The sequence below is a fragment of the Methylomonas subterranea genome (genome assembly GCF_024505185.1).
GTDB lineage: Bacteria > Pseudomonadota > Gammaproteobacteria > Methylococcales > Methylomonadaceae > Methylomonas > Methylomonas subterranea.
The window spans coordinates 52527-73669 of sequence record NZ_JANIBJ010000006.1 but is presented as its reverse complement, the minus strand read 5'-3'; the positions used below and the strand labels follow the sequence as shown (position 1 = coordinate 73669).

The following is a 21143-nucleotide window of genomic DNA, read 5'->3' as shown; positions in this document are numbered from 1 at the left end:
AAACCGCGCGCCCTTGCTCTGCGCATCAGTTGCGCAAGGGGCTCCGATTTAGGTTAACCGGCAATGCCGCGATGCGACGCTCGATTTCTTCCATCATCGCCTGATAAGCTTCGCCTTCCAGGCCGCCATAACGCAGCAAGAACTCCGCTTCGGGAATAAACTCCGGCAGATCGGCTGTTTGCGGCATGATGCCGGACTCGTCGGCGGATGCCAGGAAAGTCTGTAGCGCCCTGGCACTTTGCCGACCGGCAACGGCACGTTCACCCATGACTGTTCCAGCCCGGTCTGCCGCCAAGTCGTTAAAGGAAAAACCGCTACCGCCGCGCGAATCCTGAATCTCCTTATAGAGCCCTACCGCGTTGGCCAAGGGCGAACCGGCATCCGCCGCCAATAAAGCGGATACCAGATAATGCTTGCTAAAGTCATCGCGATTTTGCAACAGCACCCGGCGCCAAACCGGGCTCGGCCAGTGCTGGTTTGCGGGCATCAGTCGGCCTAAGTCCTTCTGGTTGACATACAAAGCCAGCACCCGAATGATGGCCTGATTTTCCCGAACGGGGTCTTCCCGCTCGCCGCGCTGAACGGCGGCCTGAAATAAGGCCCGCATCAGCGTGGTCAAGTCGATGGCGGACCGGTCTGATCGGGTCAACTCGGTTAGACGGGTTTGGTAAAACAAAAGCGCCTCGCGCTCGCTATCGGACAACAAAGCGTTGCCCAGATGGGTTTTCAAATTGCCTTGCCATGTGTAGCTTACGCTGACGCCGCCACTGAAAAACTGGACTCTGTTTACCATGCCGACGATAGGCTGCCAGTCGGCGGCAAACGGCATACTGCCGGAAGCGTATTTGAGCAAGCCGTTTGCTATAAAACCCGGCACCGGCAAGCGGCCCAGCGTCAGCGCGCTTATTTCCGGAAGCGCCGAAGTTTGCTTCAGTTCAAGGCGCAGATTCAAAAAGCGGCCGGCAAAATAGCTTGGCAGCGGCAATGTGGCTTCGATGTCGGCCTTGCCGGGCGAAATCTTCAACGTGGCCGCGCCGTCGGCAAATTGATTTGCCGCATAATTCAAGGCCAAATTCAGCTCTTCCCGACCCAGAATGGCCCTTGCCGCGCTGCCTTTGCGCAAGCGGCGCGGATCGTTGCGCTGCAACAGCTTTTTTACCTTGGCAATTTGCTCGGGATTCAGATTTGCCTTGGTATTGACGCGCGGCGAATTCTCCACCGCCAGCAATGCCATGACCAACAACAGCGATAACACCAGACCAGCCAATAACAGAATACGTTGTAGCATTGATATTATCCTGCTTGCGCCGGGGCTTGCTTCACGTGAATGGACGAGGAATGTTCTTGACCCGATTGCAGGCTGACATTCAAGCCAAACCCGATGGTTGACATCCGGCGTTGTGCCGCCGGATTAAAGCTGACTCTATGTTTCAGATAGGCGAACAGGCCGGCCGCCAAACCTTGCGGCTTGTCTTACAAGGTCCAGGTTCTGAAGGTGCCGGTATCCAGGTGAATGAAATTGGACTCGGGATAAAATCCCACCCCGCCGCGATGCATGGCTATTGCGGCACTGTGGATTCGCCGCAGGTCGAAGCGCTCTATGCGTATATCCACCGCTCGGCCATGAATATGGAAACTGTTGTTGGCAACCCCGCTATGTTCGGCATGCAAGCGGGCATTGGTCATGGGCGAACGGTAACCGCAAATCACCCCGAACGGTTGGCTTAGTCCCAGCATTTGCTTCAAATCGTGTAACTGATCCAATAATTCGGGATCGATGGAATGCACGTCGCCGGTACGGTAGTCGCGCAACAAAAAACTGACTTCCTCTAAGGCGTCGCTCAGATAGCGACCCTTTTCAAAGTAGGTCACGTTCAATTTGTCCCCGGTATGCGGGTTTAGAAAAGCCAAGGAACGATGACTTCCAAAACGACCATGATCCATAAAAGGTGAGTTTTGCATTTCAGGCTGAATCAGCGGTTCGCGATGTCCCGGCTGAATAATCGAATGCTGCCGACCGGCCTGAGTATGGCTACTTGACTGGCTTGCCACATTCAGCGGCTGATTTTTACCCGTATAAACATCACGCACCCGAGCATTTTGCCGAGCGGAATGAAGTTGCTTTTGCTGCGCTGAAGCAGTCGCATGACGATGGTCGCTTGCTGCTTTACCGGTCTTTTGTGCCTTGGTTAATTTTGCAATATGGGCTTTATTGGACTTGGTGCCGCCGGATAGCACTTTTTTGTTTTCGCCAACAGGCCGAACCGCCGAACCCTTATGCGATTTATCGGCGGATTTGACCGCTTTGACTGCATTTTTTTTAGGTATCCGCACCGCGCTTCTTGTTTGCGCGGGTTTATTTTTATCCGGTTTTGCGGCATACACGACGCCAGGCATTCCGATAGATAAAACCGCGCCAACCGCTAAACGACCGAAAAAGCCGCGCCTGGACAGCTCAACTTCGTCCCGTTCCCTGGCATTATTTTCCGCATTGTGTTTCAGCATCCACAATCTCCCAATTCGATATTATTCGGACAGTATTTGATCCCGAAAGCTTAAAACTAAAAATCCTTTTTGAATTATAGCACTCCATTTCAGTTCTTCTTAGCGTCATTTTTCTGCTGTACGTCAACGTATAGTCGAAGCCACGCTCCGGGAATGCAGGCCGGTTTGGGTGCAAACCATGCGGTTTTATCAGTGCCAAGCCCGTTGAATCGGCCGATAGCGCCGCGCGCGAACCAGTCGGCGCTTCCGTATTTGCAGAACGACCAAGGATACAGTTCAACACTCAAATTGACAATCAAACGATTGATTGATATCGTTTTAATCAATCGATTGATTTAGTCGCTTCAGCCAACCCCGCTCCCAAAGGAACCATGGTCTCTTTCGAAAATCCCGCCATAGAAGTTCACGACGCCCGCAGCCGCCTGGTTATGGCGGCATTAAAACTGTTCGCCGAAAAAGGTTACAAGGCCGCCTCCACCCGCGAAATATGCGAAGCGGCGGGCGCCAATATTTCCGCCATCCGCTACTATTTCGGCGACAAGGCCGGCCTCTATCGCGCCGCATTTTTCGAACCGATGGGCGACACCCCCTGCGGCTCCAATGTCGCGGCTTATGCGGATTTACCCTTGCCCAAAGTGTTGGCCCGCTTCTTCAGCGAATTTTTGGAGCCGCTTAAAAAAGGCGAAGAGCTCGGACTGGTCATGAAACTGCACTTTCGGGAAATGATAGAACCGACCGGCGCCTGGCAGCAGGAAATAGATGCGGAAATCAAACCTCAGCATGAAGCCTTGGTTTCGCTGCTGAAGCAGCATCTAGGATTGATCCGCATTGACGATGACCTGCACAGGCTGGTGTTCGCGATGATAGGCATGGCGGTGCATTTTTACGTCGGCCAGGAAGTGATCGCAGTCACCTCGCCGCAAATCCTCGCGACGCCGCAAAACATCGACGTACTGGCCGAACGTTTGGCCGCTTATGCCTTGGCCATGATAGACAGTGAAGCAGAGCGGCGCGCTCGGGGAGGCACTCATGAGCACTAAATCCCTACCACCGCTCGGCGCCGGCCTGATTCCCTTAATGCTTTCGGCATGCGGCTCGGGCGGCTTATTGACCACCGTCGGCCCGGACTATCAAGCCAAGCCCCTGCCCGCGCCGACAAGTTGGCAAGCGCCGCAAGCGGATTCAGGCAATCTTTTTCAGGCTCATCGAGGCGACCCCACCGAACTGATGCGCTGGTGGGACGGCTTTCGGGATCCCGTGCTATCTCGCCTGTTAAACGCCGCCGAGCAGGTTAGCACCTCGGTTGCCGATGCCGCGGCGCGCATCGTGGAAGCCAGAGCCAATCGGGTGGGCGCCGATGCGGCCCTATTGCCGAATCTGCACTCCGAACTCGCTTCCAAACGCTCATCGTCCTCGTTTGGCGGCAGCCCGTTCATATGGAACCAATTTTCCGCCGGTTTGCAATCCAGTTGGGAAATAGACCTGTTCGGCGGCTTGTCCCGGCAAATGGAAGCGACCCAAAGTCAGCTAGCCTCGCGTAATGCCTCTTGGCACGACGCTAGGGTTGCGGTTGCCGTGGAAGTTGCCGAGGCCTACTTGGCTCATCGCTATTGCCAAGCGCAAGAACAACTATTCCGCGCCGACAGCGACTCGCGCCAGGAATCGGCCCGCTTGACGGCGATTGCCGGAATTAACGGTTTCCGCTCTCCGAGTGATGTGGCCTTGGCCAACGCCAGTGCCGCCGAAGGCAGCAAAAACTTGCTGCAACAACACGCCCAATGCGAACGCTCACTCAAAAGTCTGGTGGCGATGACCGGCCTCGCCGAAACCGAGTTGAGGCAATTACTGAAGGACGCGGAGGGACTGCCCCGGCCGCCGGCTTTCGGCATCGCTTCGTTGCCGGCCAAGGTTTTATTACAACGGCCCGACCTGGCCGCCGCCGAACGCGACCTTGCCGAGGCCAGCGCCAATATCGGCGTGCAACGGGCCAAGCAATTTCCGAAATTGAGCCTGTCGGGCAACATTACTCCCACACTGCAGAACATCAACGGCGCGGCCTTAATGCTGGCTCAGACCTGGGCGATAGGACCGACACTGAGCCTGCCGCTGTTCGACGCCGGCAAGCGGGCGGCCGACGTGGAAGTGGCCAAAGCGCAATACCAAGCGGCGGAAAGCCGTTTCCGCGCCAAAGTGCGCACGGCGGTCAAGGAAGTCGAAGACGCCCTGGTGCGCCTCGACAGCACTCGCCAACGCTTGCCGCAAGGCCAGGTGGCGGTTAGCGGCTACCGGGAAAACTTCCAGGCCCTGCAAAGGCTCTACCAAAGCGGTCTGGGCAATTTGCTCGACCTGGAAACGGCACGCCGCAACATGCTTGCCGCCGACCTGGCTCTCAAGGACTTGGAACGGGAACAGGTCGGCGCCTGGATCTCGCTTTATCGCGCGGCGGGCGGCGGCTGGTCGGATGACGCACACTCGCCAAATGCGAATGCGGCTGGCATCAATCCACAAAAACCCGCAAACAACGACAATCCGGATTTATTTTCGCAGCACCACAACACATTCAACGGAGGAGAATCATGACCCAGGGAAAAATTTTGGCGCTAGGCATCGCCTTACTGCTATCGATCGGCATTGGCGCAACCATGGGCCCCATCGACGAAACCAAGCCAGCGGCCGAAACCGCGCTAGCCGATAATCCGGCACTCAGCGTATCCACGGTCCGTCCGCAAATGCGCGAAATACCGCTCGGGCTGACCGCCAACGGTTCAATTGCGGCATGGCAGGAAGCGGTGATCGGCGCCGAAGTCGGCGACCTGCGCCTGAACGCAGTCAATGTACAAATCGGCGAAACGGTTAAAAAGGGCCAGGTGTTGGCGACTTTTTCGGATGAAAGCGTACTGGCCGACGTGGCGCAAAGCCGAGCCGTCTTGGCGGAAGCGGAGGCCAATCTGACGGAAGCCAAAGTCAACGCCGACCGGGCCACCAAGATTTCGCCGGCCGGAGCGCTGAGCGCGCAACAAGTGGATCAATATTTAACCATCGAAAAAACCGCCCGCGCCAAAGTGCAGTTGGCCAAGGCCCAGTTGGAGGCTCAATTGCTGCGGCTAAAATATACCAAGGTATTAGCCAGCGACGACGGCGTGATTTCCGCCCGCGCCGCCACCCTGGGCGCCGTGGCGGCCAAGGGGCAGGAACTGTTTCGCCTGATCCGGCAAAACCGGCTGGAATGGCGCGGCGAAGTCACCGCCGCCGAAATGACCCAACTCGCGCCCGGGGTTGCCGTAAGCGTCGAAGTGCCCAATGTCGGCGGTATCGAAGGCTCGGTGCGTTATTTGGCGCCCACCCTGGACGAACAAAGCCGTAACGGGCTGGTTTATGTCGATTTGCCGGGGGCCGCCGCCAAGGGCTTGCGCGCCGGCATGTTCGCCCGCGGCGAATTCCATTTGGGCGCTAGCCGCGGCTTGACCGTGCCGCAAGACGCACTATCGCTGCGGGAGGGCTTTAGCTATGTGTTTCGCTTGACCGAACCGGTTGGCGACCGGGCTCGCGTCCGGCAAATCAAGGTAGAGCTGGGCCGCAGACACGGCGACTCACTGGAAGTATTGTCGGGCCTCGGTCCGGACGATAATCTGGTGGCCCGTGGAGCCGCTTTCCTGACCGATGGCGACAGCGTCAGGGTGGTAGCGCAATGAACCTCTCATCCTGGTGTATCCGCAACCCGATTCCGGCGTTGATGCTGTTCGTGCTGCTCAGTTTTGCCGGACTGCTCAGCTTCAAAACCATGAAGATTCAGAATTTTCCCGACCTGGATCTCCCCACCATCACCGTTACGGCGTCCTTGCCCGGCGCTTCGCCGTCGCAACTGGAAACCGAGGTGGCGCGTAAAATCGAAAATGCCATCGCCACCTTGCAGGGTCTGAAACATATCACCTCCAAGGTACAGGACGGCAATGTCACCATTACCGCCGAATTTCGCCTGGAGAAACCGGTTCAGGAAGCCCTGGACGACGTGCGTTCCGCCGTTTCCAAAGTCCGCGCCGATTTGCCCGGCGACCTACGCGACCCCATCGTCACCAAACTGGATTTGGCCGGCTCGCCTATCCTGGCCTTTACCGTCAGCTCCATGCAACGGGACGACGAAGCTCTGTCCTGGTTTGTCGAGGATACGGTAGCCAAGCGTTTGTTGACGGTGCGCGGAGTGGGCGCGGTCAATCGGGTCGGCGGCGTCAACCGGGAGATCACCATTGCGTTGGACCCGGTCAAACTGCGGGCCCTGGGCGCCACGGCGGCCGATATTTCCCGCCAACTGCGCGACATGCAGCGCGAAAGTACCGGCGGCCGCATCGCTTTGGGCAGCGGCGAACAGCCGGTCCGTACCCTGGCCAACGTGGCATCGGTCGAGGAAATCCGGCCCTTGCGGCTTGCCTTGTCCGATGGCCGTCACATCGGGCTGGATCAGGTCGCCAAGGTCGACGACAGCGTGGCCGAACCGCGCGCGCTGGCCTTGTTGAACGGCAAGCCGGTGGTGGGTTTCGAAGTTACCCGCAGCCGTGGCGCCAGCGAAGTTGAAGTCGGCGCCGGTGTGCAATCAATCCTGGCGGAACTGCGTGCCGCCAACCCGGACATCGAATTTACCGAGGCCTTTAACTTCGTTACCCCGGTAAAGGAAGAATTCCAGGGTTCGATGACCATGCTTTACGAAGGCGCCCTGCTGGCGGTCTTGGTAGTCTGGCTGTTTTTACGCGACTGGCGGGCCACTTTTATTTCGGCCGTGGCATTACCGCTTTCGGTGATTCCAGCCTTTCTGGGCATGGATTACCTCGGTTTCTCGCTGAACGTCATCACGCTGCTGGCCCTGTCCTTGGTGATCGGCATCCTGGTGGACGATGCCATTGTCGAAGTGGAAAACATAGTCCGCCATCTGCGGATGGGCAAAACTCCCTATCAAGCCGCAATGGAGGCCGCCGACGAAATCGGCTTGGCTGTGGTTGCCACTACCTTCGCTCTGGTGGCGGTATTTTTGCCCACCGCTTTCATGAGCGGTGTAGCCGGAAGATTTTTCAAGCAATTCGGCTGGACGGCGGCACTGGCGGTACTGGCATCGCTGGTGGTTGCCAGGATGTTGACGCCCATGATGGCGGCTTATATGTTGAAGGACGGCAAACACCAGGAAGCCAGCGAAGGCATCTTGATGCGCACATATATGAAGTTGGCGCGTTGGTGTTTGCAACATCGGTTGACAACGATCTCCGGCGCGGCGGCGTTTTTTATCGGTTCGCTGTTTTTGATCCCGTTATTGCCCACCGGCTTTCTGCCGGCGGACGACAACCCGCAAACCCAGGTCTTCGTCGAGTTGCCGCCCGGCTCCAGTTTGGCGCAAACTCGAGCGTCCGCCGAAGCTGCTCGGCGGCTGGTGGCCGATATCGATTACGTAAAAACCATTTACACCACCATAGGCGGCGGTTCGGCCGGTACCGATCCGATGGCGGGCAACCAGGGCAGCGGCGAGGTGCGCAAGGCCACGCTGACGATCACTCTGGCCGATCGCCAGGACAGGCCGGTGCGCAAGCAGGCCATTGAGCAAAATATCCGCCAGGCACTGCAACAACTGCCCGGCGCGCGGACCAAGGTTGGACTGGGCGCCTCCGGCGAGAAATACGTACTGGTTCTGAGCGGCGACGATCCGCAAGCCTTGAGTAGCGCGGCCCGCAATCTGGAACGGGATCTGCGGAGTATCCCCGGCCTGGGCAGTATAGCCTCCAGCGCCGCGCTGGTGCGGCCGGAAATTGCGGTGCGCCCCGATTTTGCTCGCGCCTCCGATTTGGGCGTCACCACCCAATCACTGGCGGAAACCCTGCGCATTGCCACCCTGGGCGATTACGACTGGTCCTTATCCAAGTTGAATCTGACGCAGCGCCAAGTGCCGATAGTCGTCAAATTGGCCGAGGAAGGCCGGCGCGATCTGGCCGTGCTGGAACGGCTGGCCGTACCGTCCGCGAAACCCGGCATCGGCCCGGTCATGGTCGGACAGGTGGCCAAGCTCGAACTATCCAGCGGACCGGCGGTAATCGACCGCTATGACCGTTCGCGCAATATCAATTTCGAAATCGAATTGTCCGGCCTACCGCTTGGCGACGTCGCGGCGGCGGTGGAAAATTTACCCAGCATCAAAAACCTGCCGGCCGGCGTCAAGCGCATCAACATCGGCGACGCCGAAATGATGGGAGAGCTTTTCGCCAGCTTTGGCTTGGCCATGCTGACCGGCTTATTGTGCATCTTTATCGTGCTGGTCTTGCTGTTCAAGGATTTCCTGCAACCCATCACCATTTTGGCGGCACTGCCGCTGGCCTTCGGCGGCGGTTTCGTCGCGTTATTACTGACCGGCAAGGCCTTTTCGATGCCGTCGTTGATCGGCTTGGTGATGCTGATGGGAATAGCCACCAAAAACTCCATCCTGTTGGTCGAATACGCCATCGTCGCCCGCCGCGAACACGGCATGAGCCGCATGGCCGCCCTGCTGGACGCCTGCCACAAGAGGGCTAGGCCTATTGTCATGACCACCATCGCGATGGGAGCCGGCATGTTGCCGATTGCGATAGGGATGGGCAATGCGGATTCATCCTTTCGCAGTCCGATGGCGGTGGCGGTTATCGGCGGCTTGGTCACTTCCACCGTACTCAGCCTGCTGGTAATTCCGGTCGCTTATACCTATCTGGACGATTTCAAACATTGGGGTTTGGGGCTGTGGAAGCGCTACACCTCGCCTAACGCCGTTGCCGTCGAATCGTGAGGTTTAACCAAGGCCATGCCGCGGCGGAAAAATGTTAATCCATTTCCGGCTGGAAAAGCCGTCCCTTGGCATCCATCACCATCGCGGCCGCCGGTAGTTTGAATAGTCCCGTTTTTTTCGGCTACCGAAAAAAACGGGAGATTCGGCGCGGGGTATCTTCTCTTTCCATCGTGACCGTTATGCCGGCGGCAGCCCGGCATAACGCGTTTGCCTCGCCTGCTTGGCGGGGCATTTTCAGGTATAATCCGGCCATTTTTATTACTCAAGTGGCTCTCAGCGTGTCGACTAGCAAAAACGATGTTTCTACTTTTCAGGGCCTGATTTTGACCTTGCAGGAATACTGGTCGAATCAGGGCTGTGTGTTGTTGCAGCCTTTGGATCAGGAAGTCGGCGCTGGGACTTTTCATCCCGCTACTTTTCTGCGCGCCATTGGTCCGGAGCCCTGGAATTCCGCTTACGTGCAACCTTCGCGCCGGCCGACCGACGGCCGTTACGGCGAAAATCCAAATCGCTTGCAGCATTACTACCAATTCCAGGTGATCATGAAGCCGTCGCCGGATAATATTCAAGAGCTGTATCTGGGTTCCTTGCGGCATTTGGGCTTGGATCTGCTGGAGCACGATATCCGCTTTGTCGAAGACAACTGGGAATCTCCCACCCTGGGCGCCTGGGGCTTGGGCTGGGAAGTGTGGCTGAACGGCATGGAAGTCACGCAGTTTACTTATTTTCAACAAGTCGGCGGCCTGGAATGCAAACCGGTCAGCGGCGAAATCACCTACGGCCTGGAACGCATCGCCATGTATCTGCAAGGCGTGGAATCAGTGTTCGATTTGGTCTGGACCCGCGGCCCGCAGGGTGTCGTGACTTACGGTGACGTGTTCCACCAAAACGAGGTGGAGATGTCGGCTTTCAACTTCGAACACGCCAACGTCGAATTCCTGTTCCAATGCTTCGATACCTTCGAAGCCGAATGCCAGAAACTGCTGGAACAAAACCTGCCGCTGCCGGCCTATGAAATGGTCTTGAAAGCCTCCCACTCATTCAACCTGCTGGACGCCCGCCACGCCATCTCGGTTACCGAACGCCAGCGTTATATATTGCGGGTACGTAACCTCGCGAAATCGGTCGCCGAAGCCTATTACGCCCGGCGCGAAGCGTTGGGCTTCCCGATTCTGGCCAGACAAGGAGCGTAATCCATGAGCAGCAACGATTTATTATTCGAACTGGGCGGCGAAGAACTGCCGCCCAAATCCCTGAAAAAACTCAGCCAGTCGTTATTGGACGGCATGGTCGTCGGATTGCAAGACGCCGGCCTGAGTTTCAGCGAAGCCAAGGCCTATGCGACGCCGCGCCGCCTGGCCGTTCTGATTCGTAACCTGGACAGCCAGCAGGCGGACAAGGTCGTCGAAAAACGCGGCCCGGCCTTGCAAGCGGCCTATGGACCGGACGGTGCGGCGAGCAAGGCGGCCCTAGGCTTCGCGTCCAGTTGTGGCGCCAGTTTCGAGCAATTGGAAAAGCTGGAAACCGATAAAGGTTCCTGGTTGGTCTTCAAGCAAGCTGTCAAGGGCCAGCCGACCACTGAATTGATGCCGGACATCATTCGCAAAACTCTGGCGCAATTGCCGATCGCCAAACGCATGCGCTGGGGCGACTACGATCACGAATTCGTAAGACCCGTTCATAGTGCAGTGTTGCTGTACGGAAACGACGTTATCGAAGCGGACATTTTGGGCTTGAAAACCGGCCGCCATAGTTTCGGCCATCGCATGCACGCACCAAGTCCGATCGAGTTGAGCCATCCGAACGAGTACGTCGAAAAATTGTTGGCGGCGAAAGTCACGGTCGATTTCGAACAACGCATGCGGCAAATCGAAACCGGCGCCCAGCAGGCGGCGACTGCATTAGGTGGTATCGCCCATATCGAGGAGGATTTGCTGGAAGAAGTCGCGGCCTTGAACGAATGGCCGGTGCCGGTGGTCGGCAATTTCGACGCTCGTTTTTTGGAACTGCCGCAAGAAGTGCTTATTACCACCATGCAAGCCAACCAGAAATATTTTCCGGTCAAAAACGCCAAAGGCGGCTTGCTGGCGCATTTCATTACCTTCGCCAATATCGAAAGCTCCAACCCAACTGCAATCCGCGCCGGCAACGAGCGCGTGGTATTACCGCGTCTGGTCGATGCCGAATTTTTCTGGAAACAGGATAGAAAACAATCGCTGGCCGACCGCGTCGATAGCCTGAAAACCATCGTGTTTCAAAAAGACTTGGGCACCTTGTTCGACAAGACCGAGCGCGTCGCCCATTTGGCCGGCCTGATTGCCGAAAAACTGGGCGCGGATAGCGCTTTGGCGAAACGCGCGGCCCTGCTGGCGAAAACCGATTTGATGACCAATATGGTCGGCGAATTCGCCAACTTGCAAGGCACCATGGGCCGCTATTACGCGGCGGCGGACGGCGAGGACCTGGCGGTCGCCAATGCCTTGGAGGAGCAATATTTTCCGAAACAATCGGGCGGCGAAATTCCGCAAGCGCCCATCAGCGTGGCGCTGGCCGTGGCGGAAAAAATCGACACCTTGGCCGGCATTTTCAGCGCCGGCCTCATCCCGACCGGCGACAAGGACCCTTACGCCTTGCGGCGCGCCACCTTGGGCATACTACGCACCCTGATCGAAAACGGTCTGGAGCTGGACGTGGCCGAATTGTTGGATGCGGCCTTGGCCCAATTCAGCCACCCATTCGATCATGCCGAGACCCGACGAAAAGTCAGCGGCTTTATTTTCGATCGCTTGAAGGGCTATTGCCAGGATCGCGGCTTCGGCAGCGACGAGTTCGAAGCGGTTTTGGCCGTCAACCCTACTCAACCATTCGACTTTTGGCAAAGAATCCGGGCGGTTCAGGCCTTCAGACAGTTGCCGGAAGCCGAAAGCCTGTCCGCCGCCAACAAGCGCATCATCAACATTCTGAAAAAATCGGAACAGGCCGCGTCCAACGCCATTGGTGCGCTGGTTGAAATCGAGGAAAAGAATCTGTTGGCGGCCGCCGAAGCTTCGGCGGCGGACATTCAACCTTTATTGGCGGAGAAAAATTACCAGCTGGCATTGAACAGGCTGGCGCAACTGCGCGACAGCGTCGATGCGTTTTTCGATCATGTCATGGTCAATACCGATGATGTCGACTTGCGCAACAGCCGCCTGAGCTTGTTATCCATGCTATCCAATCAATTCTTGCGGATTGCCGATATTTCCAAATTGCAATCGTGACGGAACGCTGGGTCATACTCGATCGTGACGGGGTTATCAACGTCGATTCCGATGAGTTCGTCAAATCTCCCGAGGAATGGCTACCGTTACCCGGCAGCCTTGAAGCCATCGCCGAACTGAATCGACATGGCTTCAAGGTGGTTGTCATTACCAATCAATCCGGTTTAGCCCGGGGGCTGTTCGACCTGGCATCGTTGGCGGCCATGCACGAAAAAATGCGGGGCATGCTGGCGGAACTGGGCGGACAGGTTGAAGCCATTTATTTTTGTCCGCACGGCCCCAAGGAGCAATGCCAGTGCCGCAAACCCAAGGCGGGAATGTATAAGGCTTTTGCCAGCGACAAGTCGGTGGACTTAAGCTCGGTTTACGCCGTGGGCGACTCATATCGCGACATAGAAGCCGCTCGGGCGGCCGGCGCCCGCCCTGTACTGGTAAAGACCGGCAAGGGCCTGCAAACCCTGCACAATCACCCACGGCTTAATTTGCCTATATTCGAAAATTTATATGACGCCGCAAAATACATCGCCTCTAACAGCTGATTTCAAAGTCTATCTGGGTTCGACTTTATTTTTTATCTACGTTTTATTTTCCACCCCGATTGTAGGCGTGGCAATTTTAGGCGGCTTTTTTCTGCCTTTTCCCACCAGATATAAATTTGCGGACATTTGGATCGATTGTTTGCTGTTCATGCTGAAACTTTGCTGCGGTTTGAGCTACGAAGTCGAGGGACTGGAAAACATACCTAAAAATCAGGCCGCCATCATTCTCAGCAAGCATCAGTCCGCCTGGGAAACCATCGCCCTGCGGCAAATCATCAGCCCGCAGACGGCGGTACTGAAAAAGTCGCTGCTGCAGATTCCATTCGGAGGTTGGGCATTGGCCACATTAAAGCCGATAGCCATCGACCGCAGCAATCAAAAAGAGGCGTTAAAGATGTTGCTCGACCAAGGCGTGGAACGCCTGCGAGAAGGCTTGTTCGTGCTGATTTTTCCTGAAGGCACCCGGGTCGCGCCCGGAGCCTATAAAAAATTCAATGCCGGCGGGGCCATGTTGGCCAATAAATCGGGTTTTCCGGTGATTCCCCTGGCGCATAATGCCGGAGAGTATTGGCCGCGCAACAGCTTTTTGAAGTATCCAGGCGTCATCCAGGTAAAAATCGGCCCGATGATTTCCACCCAGGACAAGAGTACCAAGGATATCAATGCCGAGGCCGAGGCATGGATTTCCCAGGCCATGCTGAGTATTGCGAATAAGTCGACTTGAATGTTTCGGCGGGCTGAAAATGGCTGACCGAGGAGAAAATGAGTCTTGCGAGAGCCTTAAGAAAGTTGCGTTGGAAACTTGAACTATGAAGGATGGGGCAGAAAGTTGAGACTTTTTGAAGGCCGAGTCACTGAATAGAATGGCTCCGAATAAGTTTGCTTTTTAATACAAAAGGCCCGCAATTGCGGGCCTTAAGCAAGGACTTATAAAAATCCCGTCAGGGCTAGGATTAGTTGACCCCTGATCCTACTTGGTTAGGTGTACCATAGTTTTTTGGTTTTGGGTTGCCTTGATCAGGATCGTCCATGCAACCGCTCAAGCTGACAATCATAAGGGCCATAGCCAAGACAGAAAATACTTTTTTCATAACATCCTCCGAGTAAATTAAGGTTTTTATAATTTTGTGCACTTAAAAGTTAAGCACATAAAATTTATAGCATGACAGAAAGGCGCATGCAAGGCTAAATTTGAATGCCTAGTTCAAAGCATGTCGATATCGTTAGGCAAATTGACCTTAAACTCTTTGCCCGCCCACTGCGCGGAGCCGATGGCCCGCCATTCGCCGGCCAGATTTTTATTCCTTAAATCCCTTTCCCAAACAAAGGGCGCGCGCGTTTTTTTCATTTTTACGATGAAGCGAGTCTCTTCAAAATCAAGATGGAGTTTCTTACCCCAGAACGCGGTGATCTTCATGATGAATTTTTTTAAGCGGAACTCATCGATATTGGGAGTAACGGCGATGTTGGCCCACATCGAATGCACTCTGCCCCAATTGGGAGCCAACAGCCGGCCTTGTTCGTTGACGAATGGCAGCCAGCGTTCGACACCATTGGCGTCCAGATAGGTAATCGCCAACACATGGTCATAACCTTCGAAATGATCGTGCAGGTACAAGGCGTGCGGGGTAATCCCCAGAAAAGTATGCGAAAACATCAATACGGCATTGCTCATGTCGGCCATGACACTGGCGAGTGGCGTTTGCCGGGTATCCACTTTCAGGCGATACAACAAGCCATAATGAATACTGCTGTTCAGCTGCAGTAACACGATGATCAACAGCACCTTGCCCAGTTTACGGGCATTACGTCTTTGCTGCATGGCTTGGCCATCGGCAAAAATACGCTCATACAGCGTGGTGGCGACCGTCGCGCCGGGCTCCCTTATACAATTTGCATCGCAGCTTAGACGGGCACGATTGTCGGCTATGCGGCGATAACGCGACTTTGCCCAGGCGTGGATTCCGGGTATTCTGATAATCCAGCCAATAACAGCCGTGTAACCCATGGCTACAAGAATTTGCGCGTAGGTATCGACACCGGCATACAATCTGTTTTCGCCATCCAGCGCGTAGAGGTCGGTCAACAGGGTCTCATCGCTCAGGCTATCGAGGGCGGGATAAGCGCGCGCATAAGTTTGGGCTGGTTTAAAATCGACGGCGTGCAAAATATCGAAATGATTCAGAATCAGGACTGTACGGTTACACAACGGGCAATACTGGTCGAAAAAAACCGTCAGGACAGGTTGAGGCCTTCTCAGCCATGAACCAACACGGCGATACCAGGCAAACGGCACCATCAACACATAGAAAATCAGCATGCCCATGCCGAATGGATAAATATTGAAAGACAGCGCTATGCCCAAATGCAAGCTTAAGCCGGTCAGAAAATACAGCGGTCGCAACAATCTAAAATGAAACAAGGGTATAAAACTGAATTGGAAAACGATGATGGTGTAGCCAATCAACTTTTGCAGCGGCTCCATGTTTAATAACCACGACATATCCAACGCGGAGATGTAATACGGCATGGATGATGGCAGCCAAGCACCAAGGCCGTTACGCCAGTGCTCGGCAAACATTTTGTGGATGGCTGAATCGAAATAGAGAAAGCCCAAGCAGATGAGTACGGGCAGGTAATAGGCCAGCCTGGATACTTGTACCTCCGGATACTCGGAGTAGTGAGTGAAAGGTGTTGCCAGTTTTTTTCTGAGCCCGTCAATTGCAAATGCCTTGTCCATAGGCATAAAAATCAGAAAAAAATTCGCCCCTATCATGAACAAATCGAAACCGCCGTCAAAATCCCGTTGCATGGGGGTAAAGTTGACGAAGACCAACCAAAAAACATAATTGGCAAGGCTACTGGCCTGGCAGCGATAACCAATCACCAGACAGAATGCGACGGCCGCCCATAGCCACAAAAAGAAGGTAATCATCGGAAACTCGACGTCCATATAGGGAATGGGGTCGAAAATCAGGTGGTTGAAATAAATCAGGAAGAGAATTTCCTGTAAGGTAATCAGGCCGAACAGCAGCCTAAAAAGACCGATGCCCGTGGCGGGTGCTTGTTGCTGGAAAAGGGTGTAAATTTTGGATGCTAATGCGTTGGACATTTAGGTCGGGCCAGACAAAGTATCCACAAATTATAAGGTATTTTGGCTGGTGAAAAACGTTGGGACACAAAAAAGGCGGCTCCGGGAAACCGTGCCGCCTTTAATCAGAAAAACTAGGCTTCAAGAAGCAATCTAGCTTATTCTTCGTCCTTAGGCTCTTGAAACACCCATTTCACGAAGAAGTATCCTGCAGCGATAATAACTACCGCTCCAATCATACCTGATGGTTCTTTTAACATTTCTGTTAAGTCTAAGATCGCTCCCATGGGTGCCTCCTACCTTTTGTTAGTTGTTATAAAAATTGCCAGCCAAACGGCCTCCGAGACTGATATGTTACTTCAGCTGACTTTAAAGTCAAGTAATTGTCGCCTTTTAAGAAAGATGCCGCCACAAATTGCCAACGCCTCTGTTTATGGTAGTATGAGGGTTCAAACTGACTTTACAAGAATAAAAACAGTTAATTAATAAGGGGAAAGATATGATTGGCGGTATTGTAATGGTTTTGACAGTGATCTGGGTTTACCAGTCACTGATGAGAGCAAAAAAAGACAACGTATTGATGTGGGTAAGCATTTGCGCGGTTGTCTTTCTGGTGGTTCAGGTATTGTTCTATAATGTCAATATAATGATCATCGATGCCTTGGACGGTAAAAACGTGGGTGGAGACTACGATCGCGAACTGACCAGCGTGGGCGACCGCAAAACCCAGGAAGGCGCGGGCGGCTGGATTATGCCGGTCATTTTCGAATTGTTGCCGCCCATCGCCGGTTTTCTGGCGGTTTCGGTCATTCGTTCGCTGTTCATTCTGAAAGAAGCCTTGACCCCGGCCAATCTGTTTGCTGGCGTCAAGGAAATGTTCGAAAGCATTAAAAACAGTTTTAAAACATCCAGCAACTAAGCCGTTTTTCGAGCTTGAAAAAAGCCCAAGCTGTCTTGGGCTTTTTTTTGTAAAAAATGCTCCCGACTCAACCGGTAACCAGCGATACTATCGTCACGAGCGCCAAAATAAACAACACTGTGCCAATAAGGCCAACAATGATATAAGCAGGCAGCGAGCCGTGCTTGAAATCCATTTCCCGATTTTTGTCGCTTTGTACGCCGACTGCGGCGGCAAGCACGCTTTTTACAACATGCAGTAGACTGGGTTTGGACATGATTTCCTCAGTTTCCAAGGTTCAAATAACAATGCGGCTGTTACAGCCCATTCAGCGTTAACATCGATTTTTCCTGCCAATGAACAGCATACAACGATTAAACCAGCAATTAAAACAACGGATTTTATATCTGGATGGCGCCATGGGCACCATGATACAAAGTTACAAGCTGGGGGAAAAAGACTATAGAGGAACGCGTTTCACGGACTGGAACAGCGACCTGAAGGGCAATAACGACCTGTTGTCGCTGACTCAACCCGACATCATCAAGGCCATTCACAAGGCCTATCTGGAGGCAGGTTCCGATATCATCGAAACCAACACCTTCAACGCCACCAAAATCGCGATGGCCGATTATCACATGGAAGATTTGGCCTACGAAATCAATGTGGCTTCCGCGCGCCTGGCAAAACAGGCCACCGAAGAAATATCCGCGTTGACACCGGACAAGCCGCGCTTCGTCGCCGGCGTGCTGGGGCCGACCAACCGCACTTCCTCCATGTCGCCGGACGTCAACGACCCCGGCTTCCGCAACATCACTTTCGACGATCTGGTTGAAGCCTACAGCGAAGCGACCCAAGGCCTGATAGCCGGCGGAGCCGACATCATTCTGATCGAAACCGTATTCGATACGCTGAATGCCAAGGCGGCGATTTTCGCGGTCGAGCAAACCTTCGACAAACTCGGCTACAAATTGCCGGTGATGATTTCCGGTACCATCACCGACGCCTCGGGCCGCACCTTGTCCGGGCAAACCGCCGCCGCATTCTGGTATTCGTTGAAACACGTGCAGCCGATTTCGATCGGCTTCAATTGCGCGCTGGGCGCCCAGGAATTACGCCAGTACATCGAAGAACTCTCCAATATCGCGGATACCTACGTCTCTGCCCACCCCAATGCCGGCCTGCCCAACGAATTCGGCGAGTACGACGAAACGCCGGAAATGATGGCCGCCGAACTGGCTGACTGGGCCGCCAGTGGCTATTTGAACATCATCGGCGGCTGCTGCGGCACCTCGCCGGACACCATTCGCGCCATCGTCGCCGCGCTGGAAAAATATCCGCCGCGGAAGATTCCGGAACTGGAAAAACGCTGCCATCTGGCCGGCCTGGAAGCGATGAGCATAGGTCCCGAGACCTTATTCGTGAACGTCGGCGAACGCACCAACGTCACCGGTTCGGCGGTCTTCAAAAAAATGATCGTCGAAGAACGCTATGAGGAAGCGCTGGAAGTCGCCAAACAGCAGGTGGAAAACGGTGCCCAAATCATCGACATCAACATGGACGAAGGCATGCTGGATTCGAAAGCCGCGATGGTGCGCTTTTTGAATCTACTAGCAGCCGAGCCGGACATTGCTAAAGTACCCATCATGCTCGATTCGTCGAAATGGGACATCCTGGAAGCCGGCCTGAAATGCATCCAGGGCAAGGGTATCGTAAATTCGATCTCGATCAAGGAAGGCGAGGAAAAATTCATCGAACACGCCAAATTGGTGCGCCGCTACGGCGCGGCGGTGATCGTGATGGCCTTCGACGAACAAGGCCAGGCCGACACCATGGCGCGCAAAGTGGAAATCTGCACCCGCGCCTATAAAATTCTGACCGAACAAGTCGGCTTCCCGCCGGAAGATATCATCTTCGACCCCAACATTTTCGCGGTCGCCACCGGCATCGAAGAGCACAACAATTACGGCGTCGACTTCATCGAAGCCACCCGCATCATCAAACAAACTCTGCCGCATGCCTTGATTTCCGGCGGCGTCTCCAATGTGTCATTTTCGTTCCGCGGCAACAACCCGGTGCGCGAAGCCATACACGCGGTATTTTTGTACCACGCCGTGCATGCCGGCATGGACATGGGTATCGTCAACGCCGGCCAGTTGGCGATTTACGCCGACATTCCGGAAGATCTGCGTAACGCAGTCGAAGACGTGATTCTCAACCGCGCGCCGGAAGGCACCGACTCGCCAGAGCAGGCTACTGAAAAGCTGTTGGAAATAGCCGAGAAATATCGTGGCAGCGGTCAAGCCGCTAAGCAGGAAACCCTGGAATGGCGCGAATGGCCGGTCACCAAACGCCTGGAACATGCGCTGGTGAAAGGCATCGCCGATTACATCGAGGAAGATACCGAAGCCGCGCGATTGGCAGCGGAAAAACCTTTGCACGTCATCGAAGGCCCGTTGATGGACGGCATGAACGTGGTCGGCGACTTGTTCGGCGAAGGCAAAATGTTTCTGCCGCAGGTCGTCAAATCGGCCCGGGTCATGAAAAAAGCCGTGGCTTATCTGATGCCGTTCATGGATGCGGAAGTCGACGGCAGCGAACGGCAAACCAACGGCAAGGTGTTGATGGCCACCGTGAAAGGCGATGTACATGACATCGGCAAGAACATCGTCGCCGTGGTGCTGCAATGCAACAATTACGAAGTCATCGACCTGGGCGTGATGGTGCCGGCCGAAACGATTCTAAAAACAGCCCGCGAACAAAATGTCGACGTGATCGGTTTAAGCGGCTTGATTACACCCTCGTTGGATGAAATGGTGCATGTGGCCAAGGAAATGCAGCGTCAAGGCTTCACGATTCCATTGATGATAGGCGGCGCCACTACCTCGCGCGCGCATACCGCCGTGAAGATAGAACCCAACTACCAAGCGGCACCGACCATTTACGTGACAGATGCCTCGCGCGGCGTCGGCGTGGTCAGCGCCTTGCTCAGCGAAGATTTACGCGCCGAATTCGTCGAGAAAACCCGCGCCGAATACGAGCAGGTACGTGAACGCCACAAAGGCCGGCAAGCCAAAAATCCGCAGCACGATTTGGCCGGCGCGCGCAAAAACAGATTCAATTACGCCGATCATCTGCCGGTCAAACCGAAATTCCTCGGTACCAAGGTCGTTGCCGATTTTCCGCTGGAAACGCTGGTCGGCTTCATCGACTGGTCGCCATTCTTCCAGACATGGGAATTGTCCGGCAGCTATCCGGCCATCCTGCAAGACCATATAGTCGGTACCGAAGCCAAAAAGTTATTCGACGACGCTCAAAGAATGTTGCGGCAACTGGTCAGCGAGCGCTGGCTGACCGCCAAGGCCGTGATCGGCTTTTTCCCGGCCAACAGCGACGGCGACGACATTATTCTTTACACCGACGACAGCCGCAGTCAGCCGCGCGAAGTTCTGCATCATTTGCGCCAGCAAAACGTCAAGGCGCCGGGCCGGCCTAACTATTGCCTGTCCGACTTCATTGCGCCGGTCGGCAGCGGCATTGCCGATTATCTGGGCGGTTTTGCGGTCACATCCGGCATCGGCATCGAAAGCAAACTGGCCGAATTCGAAAAAGACCACGACGACTACAGCGCCATCATGCTGAAAGCTCTGGCCGACCGTTTGGCGGAAGCCTTTGCCGAGTACATGCACCAAGCCGTGCGCCGGGACTACTGGGGTTATGCCGAAGACGAAAACCACGACAACGCCGCCTTGATCGACGAAGCCTATCAGGGCATCCGTCCGGCGCCCGGCTACCCGGCCTGCCCGGACCATACCGAAAAGGCCAAGTTGTTCGAGCTACTCAACGTCACCGAAAACACGACCATCGAATTGACGGAGAACTTTGCGATGTACCCGACCGCCGCGGTCAGCGGCTGGTATTTTTCGCATCCGCAAGCGCAATATTTCAACGTCGGCAAAATCGACCGGGATCAACTGGAAGATTACGCCAAACGCAAGGGGTTGAATATTGAAGTAGCGGAACGCTGGCTGGCGGCGCATTTACATCATTGAGAACGGTA

The 21143-nt window shown here is 55.0% G+C and carries 16 protein-coding genes; 10 read left to right on the top strand and 6 right to left on the bottom strand.

From position 1 onward, the window contains the following. Positions 1-25: 25 nt before the first annotated feature. Positions 26-1288 carry a YfiM family lipoprotein gene (locus NP590_RS04680; protein ID WP_256601087.1) on the bottom strand — a complete coding sequence of 421 codons (1263 nt, stop codon included), beginning with the start codon at positions 1286-1288 and terminating at the stop codon, positions 26-28. A 185-nt stretch (positions 1289-1473) separates the two neighbouring features. Further along, on the bottom strand, positions 1474-2505 hold the full coding sequence (gene mepK, locus NP590_RS04675) for a peptidoglycan L,D-endopeptidase MepK (protein ID WP_256601086.1): 1032 nt from the start codon (positions 2503-2505) through the stop codon (positions 1474-1476). 371 nt (positions 2506-2876) lie between these two features. Here mepK and NP590_RS04670 point away from each other — a divergent pair, with 371 nt between their 5' ends. From NP590_RS04670 to NP590_RS04635, 8 genes are all read left to right on the top strand, one after another. Then, a complete protein-coding gene (locus NP590_RS04670; RefSeq protein WP_256601085.1) occupies positions 2877-3545 on the top strand; it encodes a CerR family C-terminal domain-containing protein in 669 nt (222 codons plus the stop codon). Beyond that, positions 3535-5085 carry an efflux transporter outer membrane subunit gene (locus NP590_RS04665; RefSeq protein WP_256601083.1) on the top strand — a complete coding sequence of 517 codons (1551 nt, stop codon included), beginning with the start codon at positions 3535-3537 and terminating at the stop codon, positions 5083-5085. Before NP590_RS04670 ends, NP590_RS04665 begins: the two co-directional genes overlap by 11 nt. Further along, entirely contained in the window at positions 5082-6197 is a 1116-nt protein-coding gene (locus NP590_RS04660) for an efflux RND transporter periplasmic adaptor subunit (protein WP_256601082.1), read from the top strand. Before NP590_RS04665 ends, NP590_RS04660 begins: the two co-directional genes overlap by 4 nt. Then, positions 6194-9295, top strand: coding sequence for an efflux RND transporter permease subunit (locus NP590_RS04655; protein WP_256601081.1), 3102 nt, complete (start codon positions 6194-6196; stop codon positions 9293-9295). Before NP590_RS04660 ends, NP590_RS04655 begins: the two co-directional genes overlap by 4 nt. 278 nt (positions 9296-9573) lie before the next feature. Beyond that, a complete protein-coding gene (gene glyQ, locus NP590_RS04650; RefSeq protein ID WP_256601080.1) occupies positions 9574-10488 on the top strand; it encodes a glycine--tRNA ligase subunit alpha in 915 nt (304 codons plus the stop codon). Positions 10489-10491: 3 nt separating this feature from the next. Continuing rightward, positions 10492-12555 carry a glycine--tRNA ligase subunit beta gene (glyS, locus tag NP590_RS04645; protein WP_256601079.1) on the top strand — a complete coding sequence of 688 codons (2064 nt, stop codon included), beginning with the start codon at positions 10492-10494 and terminating at the stop codon, positions 12553-12555. Then, entirely contained in the window at positions 12552-13094 is a 543-nt protein-coding gene (gene gmhB, locus NP590_RS04640) for a D-glycero-beta-D-manno-heptose 1,7-bisphosphate 7-phosphatase (protein WP_256601078.1), read from the top strand. The genes glyS and gmhB overlap by 4 nt, the downstream gene beginning before the upstream one ends. Beyond that, complete coding sequence (locus tag NP590_RS04635; RefSeq protein ID WP_256601077.1) at positions 13060-13818, top strand: lysophospholipid acyltransferase family protein; 759 nt, start codon at positions 13060-13062, stop codon at positions 13816-13818. Before gmhB ends, NP590_RS04635 begins: the two co-directional genes overlap by 35 nt. A 229-nt stretch (positions 13819-14047) precedes the next feature. Here NP590_RS04635 and NP590_RS04630 read toward each other — a convergent pair whose 3' ends face one another. The 3 genes from NP590_RS04630 to NP590_RS04620 form a co-directional block, all read right to left on the bottom strand. Next, complete coding sequence (locus NP590_RS04630) at positions 14048-14185, bottom strand: hypothetical protein (RefSeq protein ID WP_013821086.1); 138 nt, start codon at positions 14183-14185, stop codon at positions 14048-14050. Between the two features lie 113 nt (positions 14186-14298). After that, a complete protein-coding gene (locus tag NP590_RS04625) occupies positions 14299-16206 on the bottom strand; it encodes a DCC1-like thiol-disulfide oxidoreductase family protein (protein WP_256601076.1) in 1908 nt (635 codons plus the stop codon). 137 nt (positions 16207-16343) lie between these two features. Then, positions 16344-16472: a hypothetical protein gene (locus NP590_RS04620; RefSeq protein WP_013821084.1), complete on the bottom strand. Its 129-nt coding sequence runs from the start codon at positions 16470-16472 to the stop codon at positions 16344-16346. A gap of 266 nt (positions 16473-16738) precedes the next feature. Between NP590_RS04620 and NP590_RS04615 the strand changes: the two genes are divergently transcribed. Next, a complete protein-coding gene (locus tag NP590_RS04615) occupies positions 16739-17104 on the top strand; it encodes a hypothetical protein (protein ID WP_256601075.1) in 366 nt (121 codons plus the stop codon). Between the two features lie 67 nt (positions 17105-17171). On the opposite strand, the gene NP590_RS04610 is transcribed toward NP590_RS04615, so the two are convergent. Further along, positions 17172-17360, bottom strand: coding sequence for a DUF2970 domain-containing protein (locus NP590_RS04610; RefSeq protein ID WP_256601074.1), 189 nt, complete (start codon positions 17358-17360; stop codon positions 17172-17174). A 79-nt stretch (positions 17361-17439) separates the two neighbouring features. Here NP590_RS04610 and metH point away from each other — a divergent pair, with 79 nt between their 5' ends. Beyond that, positions 17440-21135, top strand: a complete 3696-nt coding sequence (metH, locus tag NP590_RS04605; protein WP_256601073.1) for a methionine synthase — start codon at positions 17440-17442, stop codon at positions 21133-21135. Positions 21136-21143: the final 8 nt, after the last annotated feature.